We start from the raw sequence: 5,197 nt of genomic DNA on the forward strand, positions 1-5,197 counted from the left end.
GGACGACTGGCTCTCGCTAACGGATCCGGTGGCTCTATTTCATGAGATTGGGTGGCTCTGCCACCGCAGAATATTCATATAGAAGCCATTTCAAGGAGATACCGGTTTTCGGAACCAGCATCTACAGATTAATGAGGCGTTAGTCTATTAAGTGTGCCTCTGTTTTTCAGAACGCGAAAAATTCCTCCACGCTTAACTGGCTAAAACCACATAACGAAACTGGCGCACCGGGGAGACATGCTCCCGGTGCGCCGATGCTTTTGCTGAGTAACTTTTAGCTGAGTTCTACTTTCTCTGCTTCTTCCGGCTTGAATTCATTCTTCAGGTCGTAGATGTTGTGGCCTGTGGATTCGCTTAATACGCGGCCCTCCAGAGAATAGCAGCGGATGAAACGTCTTCCGTCTACGCTGGACCAGTGCTCTACGTCCCATGTCATGTATCCGTCCTCGTCGGATTTTTTCTCTTTCAGATATAAGTCAACCTGGCGTCCGCCCGGAGCCATCAGCTTGATCAGCTCTTCGGTGTCGGCGGTAAGCTCGGTTTTGTTTACCTTGTCATATACCTGCATTGTAAAGTCCCTCCTATTGATATTCTATTTGAATTATAGTATGTTTTAAATTATAATACAACCATCTTGTTGGATTTTAAGGAGTGGAAACAATGATTTTTGATACACATGCGCATTATGGCGATGAGCAGTTTGACGAGGACCGGGATGAGCTTCTGGCCGGAATGGCGGACGCCGGTGTGGGAACGATCGTAGAGATCGGAGCGTCCATGCAGTCCAGCCGGGATGCAGTACGGCTGGCAGAGAAGTACCCGTTTGTCTATGCGGCTGCTGGCGTGCACCCGGACCATGTCGGGGAGTTGAATGAGGAGGCCATGGAAGAGCTGCGGCAGATGTGCCGGAAGGAAAAGGTCGTGGCGGTCGGCGAGATCGGGCTCGATTACCACTGGGATACGGAGCCGAGAGAGGTGCAGAAGCACTGGTTTATCCGGCAGCTTAATCTGGCCAGAGAGACGGGGCTTCCGGTCAATATTCACAGCCGGGATGCGGCGGAAGATACGATGGAGATCATGAAGGAGCACGCAAAGGGGCTGGGCGGCATCATTCACTGTTTTTCCTATTCCAGGGAAATGGCAAAAGAATATGTTAAGATGGGATTTTCCATCGGAGTAGGCGGAGTGGTTACGTTTAAAAACGGAAGAAAACTTAAAGAGATTGTAAAGGAGATTCCGCTGGAGAAGCTCGTACTGGAAACAGACTGTCCATATCTGGCGCCGGAACCGAACCGGGGCAGGAGAAATGACTCCCGGAATATTCACTTTGTGGCACAGCAGATTGCAGAAATCAAAGGAATTGACAAAGAAACGGTAATAAAACAGACTGAAAATAATGCAAAATTAATATACTTTTCATAATATTTTAACAATTTGCAGAAGTGAAGTATGTTATACTAAATAAAGTAGTAAAGTGAGGAAAGTTTATGACAGATCCTTTTTTAGGAAATCCGCAGAATACCATCGCGGTACTGCAGAAATATCATTTCAATTTTCAGAAAAAGTTCGGACAGAACTTTTTGATCGATACCCACGTTCTGGACAAGATTATACGCGCAGCTGAGATTACGAAAGATGACTTTGTTCTTGAAATCGGACCGGGCATCGGAACGATGACTCAGTATCTGGCGCAGGCAGCGAGAGAAGTGGTCGCTGTAGAGATCGATAAGGCTTTGATTCCCATTCTACAGGATACTCTTTCCGGATTCCCAAATGCAGAAGTGATACATGATGACATCCTTAAAGTAGATATTGCGGGCCTCGCAGAACAAAGAAACGGCGGCAGGCCGATCAAGGTAGTTGCAAACCTGCCTTATTATATTACGACTCCGATTATTATGAGTCTGTTTGAGAGTCAGGTGCCGCTGGCTTCGGTGACCGTCATGGTGCAGAAGGAAGTTGCGGAGCGGATGCAGGCCGGTCCGGGAAGCAAGGATTATGGAGCGCTTTCGCTGGCAGTTCAGTATTATGCCGAACCGTATATTGCGGCTAATGTGCCGCCGAACTGTTTCATGCCAAGGCCGAATGTGGGGTCGGCGGTGATCCGCCTGACGAGGCACGAAGTGCCGCCGGTACAGGTGGACAATGAAAAACTGATGTTCCAGATTATCCGGGCGTCTTTTAACCAGAGGAGAAAGACGTTGGTAAACGGTCTGAACAATTCGCCTGAGATCACTATTACAAAAGAGCAGATCACAGAGGCGGTGGAAAGTCTTGGAAAGGGTGCCGGTGTCAGAGGAGAGGCTCTGACATTGGAGGAGTTTGCCGGACTTGCCAATAAAATTAATGAGATGCTTGCATAAAAGCACAGAAAAGGAGGTAATGAGATGCGTTATGAGATTAAGGGAGAGACACTGCCGGTAGTAATCTGCCACCTGGAAGATGGTGAAAAGATGGTGACAGAGCGGGGCGCGATGAGCTGGATGTCACCGAATATGCGGATGGAATCCGGAGCCCGCGGAGGTATTGGAAAGGCATTTGGAAGAATGTTTTCCGGAGATTCGATTTTCCAGAATGTTTATACTGCAGAGCATGGAAACGGCATGATTGCGTTTGCATCCAGTTTTCCTGGCTCGATCAAGGCATTTGAAGTCGGCCCGGGCCAGGAGTATATTCTGCAGAAAAGCGCATTTCTTGCCTCTGAGGCTGGAGTGGAACTGAGTATCCATTTCCAGAAAAAGGTGGCTTCAGGACTTTTCGGAGGTGAAGGTTTTATCATGCAGAGAGTGTCAGGACAGGGGATCGTTTTTGCCGAGTTTGACGGACATGTGGTAGAGTACGAACTCAGGGCGGATCAGCAGATTGTTATTGATACCGGATACCTGGCTGCAATGTCGGCTTCCTGCGGAATCGAGATTCAGACCGTCCCTGGCATTAAAAATATGGTATTTGGAGGAGAAGGCCTGTTTAACACGGTGGTTACGGGACCGGGACATGTCTGGCTTCAGACGATGCCGCTGAGTAACGTGGCAGGTGTATTAAGACCGTATTTCCCATCGTCAAACTAGGACTCTGACATAAAATCAAGACGTAAAGGAGGAGCAGCTTATGGCCAAAACAGTAGACGAAGCGTTATTTGAGATTACACCGAAAATTCAGGAACTTGCCGATTTGAGTGAAAAGAACAACGCAATCGACAAAGAACTTTTTACCAAATACGAGGTAAAAAGAGGACTGCGTGATTTAAACGGAAAAGGTGTTCTTGCCGGACTTACAAATGTCTCGGATGTTCATGCAAAAGAGATTGTGGACGGAAAAGAAGTACCTTGCCCGGGAAGCCTCTACTACCGGGGATATAATATTAAAGATCTGGTGGGAGGATTTCTGGCTTCGAATCATTATGGCTTCGAGGAGATTGCATATCTGCTTCTGTTCGGAGAACTGCCGACAGAAAAGCAGCTGGAAGATTTTCATGAACTTCTGGTAGAGAGAAGAACGCTTCCGCCGAATTTCGTGCGGGACGTGATCATGAAAGCGTCAAGCCCTGATATGATGAACAGTATTTCCAGGAGCATTCTTCAGCTGTATTCTTACGATGACAAGGCGGATGATACAAGTATTCCGAATGTACTGAGACAGTGTCTCAATCTGATCAGCCAGTTCCCTATGTTGATGGTGTACGGCTATCATGCGTATAATTATAAGATGGGAGAAGATCTTTTTATCTATGCGCCGAAGCCGGAGCTTTCCACAGCGGAGAACATCCTGATGATGCTTCGGGAAGACCGGAAATATACGGATCTGGAGGCAAGAATTCTGGATATGGCACTTGTGCTTCATATGGATCATGGCGGTGGTAACAATTCTACCTTTACAACACATGTCGTTACCTCATCAGGAACAGACACCTATTCTACGATGGCAGCGGCGATGGCGTCTCTGAAAGGACCAAAACACGGCGGGGCCAATATCAAGGTTGTGCAGATGTTTGAGGATATGAAGAGCCATCTGAAAGACTGGACGGACGAGGACGAAGTAAGAGACTACCTGTCACGGCTTCTGGATAAGCAGGCCTTTGATAAAAAGGGACTGATTTACGGAATGGGACATGCAGTCTACTCGATTTCTGACCCAAGAGCAGAGATCTTCAAAGTATTTGTGGAGAAACTTGCCAAAGAAAAAGGATACGAAAAGGAGTATGCACTCTATGAACTCGTGGAGCGTCTTGGCCCGCAGATCATCGGGGAGAAGAGAAAGATCTACAAAGGTGTTAATGCCAATGTGGACTTCTACAGCGGCCTTGTATACAGTATGCTGGATCTTCCGCCTGCACTCTATACACCAATCTTTGCAGCGGCACGTATTGTCGGATGGAGCGCGCATCGTCTTGAAGAATTGAAAAATGTAGATAAGATTATCCGTCCGGCTTACAAAGCACTGGCGGGACATAAGGAATATGTGAAACTGGAAGACAGGTAGGATGTGAATGAAAAGGGAAACTTTTTACTTATCCTGTGACAAAAGGACAAAGATTCATGCCGTGGCGTGGAAGCCGGAGAGCCTGAAGGTGAAAGCGGTGATCCAGATCTGCCACGGCATGGCAGAATATATTGACCGGTACGAAGAATTTGCGTTCTGGCTTTGCGGGAAGGGATATTATGTCACCGGACACGACCATCTGGGGCATGGGAAATCCATTTTTTCGGAGGAAGACTACGGCTATTTCCCGGAGAAGCAGGGAAATGAATGTGTCATTGGAGATATCCGAAAATTGTATCTGGCGACAAAGAAGAGATATCCGGACTGCCCGTATTTTATGATCGGCCATAGTATGGGATCTTTTCTACTGCGGCAGTATATCCAGAAATATGGAAGTGAACTTGATGGAGCCGTTATCATGGGGACCGGGTATCAGCCGTACCCGCTGCTTCTGGCAGGAGAGATTCTGTGCAGCCTGATCGGCAGATTCCGTGGAGGCCATTACCGGAGCCGGCTGGTGGACAGCATGGCGTTTGGAAGTTATAACAAAGAATTTGAACCGGGAAAGACCGGACGGGAATGGCTTTCCGCAGATGAGGGAAATGTGATGGATATACCGGTGCGCTGAAAGCGCCTGTCCGCCCGACTTTGCCACTTTCTCCATTCTAACAACTGAAAAATATATTGAAAATACAGCCTTTGGGTTGTATTTTTTTAC

Annotated in this window: 6 protein-coding genes; 5 read left to right on the forward strand and 1 reads right to left on the reverse strand. The window is 47.6% G+C overall.

Translation table 11 applies throughout. The annotated features are described in order from the left end of the window. Positions 1-274: 274 nt before the first annotated feature. Positions 275-568, reverse strand: coding sequence for a hypothetical protein (locus FGQ85_RS17780; RefSeq protein WP_087169036.1), 294 nt, complete (start codon positions 566-568; stop codon positions 275-277). 92 nt (positions 569-660) lie between these two features. Between FGQ85_RS17780 and FGQ85_RS17785 the strand changes: the two genes are divergently transcribed. The 5 genes from FGQ85_RS17785 to FGQ85_RS17805 all read left to right on the forward strand — a co-directional run bounded on the left by FGQ85_RS17785 (position 661) and on the right by FGQ85_RS17805 (position 5,107). Continuing rightward, positions 661-1,422 (forward strand): TatD family hydrolase, encoded by a 762-nt coding sequence (locus tag FGQ85_RS17785; RefSeq protein WP_087169037.1) that lies wholly within the window; start codon positions 661-663, stop codon positions 1,420-1,422. A 65-nt stretch (positions 1,423-1,487) separates the two neighbouring features. Continuing rightward, positions 1,488-2,363 carry a 16S rRNA (adenine(1518)-N(6)/adenine(1519)-N(6))-dimethyltransferase RsmA gene (gene rsmA / locus FGQ85_RS17790; RefSeq protein WP_087169038.1) on the forward strand — a complete coding sequence of 292 codons (876 nt, stop codon included), beginning with the start codon at positions 1,488-1,490 and terminating at the stop codon, positions 2,361-2,363. Positions 2,364-2,387: 24 nt separating this feature from the next. Next, the gene (locus FGQ85_RS17795) at positions 2,388-3,068 is read left to right on the forward strand and encodes a TIGR00266 family protein (protein ID WP_087169039.1); all 681 of its coding nucleotides are present in this window, start codon (positions 2,388-2,390) and stop codon (positions 3,066-3,068) included. 40 nt (positions 3,069-3,108) lie between these two features. Then, entirely contained in the window at positions 3,109-4,479 is a 1,371-nt protein-coding gene (locus tag FGQ85_RS17800; RefSeq protein WP_087169040.1) for a citrate/2-methylcitrate synthase, read from the forward strand. 7 nt (positions 4,480-4,486) lie between these two features. Beyond that, positions 4,487-5,107: an alpha/beta hydrolase gene (locus FGQ85_RS17805; RefSeq protein WP_138374124.1), complete on the forward strand. Its 621-nt coding sequence runs from the start codon at positions 4,487-4,489 to the stop codon at positions 5,105-5,107. The last annotated feature ends 90 nt before the right edge of the window (positions 5,108-5,197 follow it).

Source organism: Pseudoflavonifractor sp. BSD2780061688st1 E11 (genome assembly GCF_005844125.1).
In the GTDB taxonomy this organism is placed as follows: domain Bacteria; phylum Bacillota; class Clostridia; order Lachnospirales; family Lachnospiraceae; genus Sellimonas; species Sellimonas catena.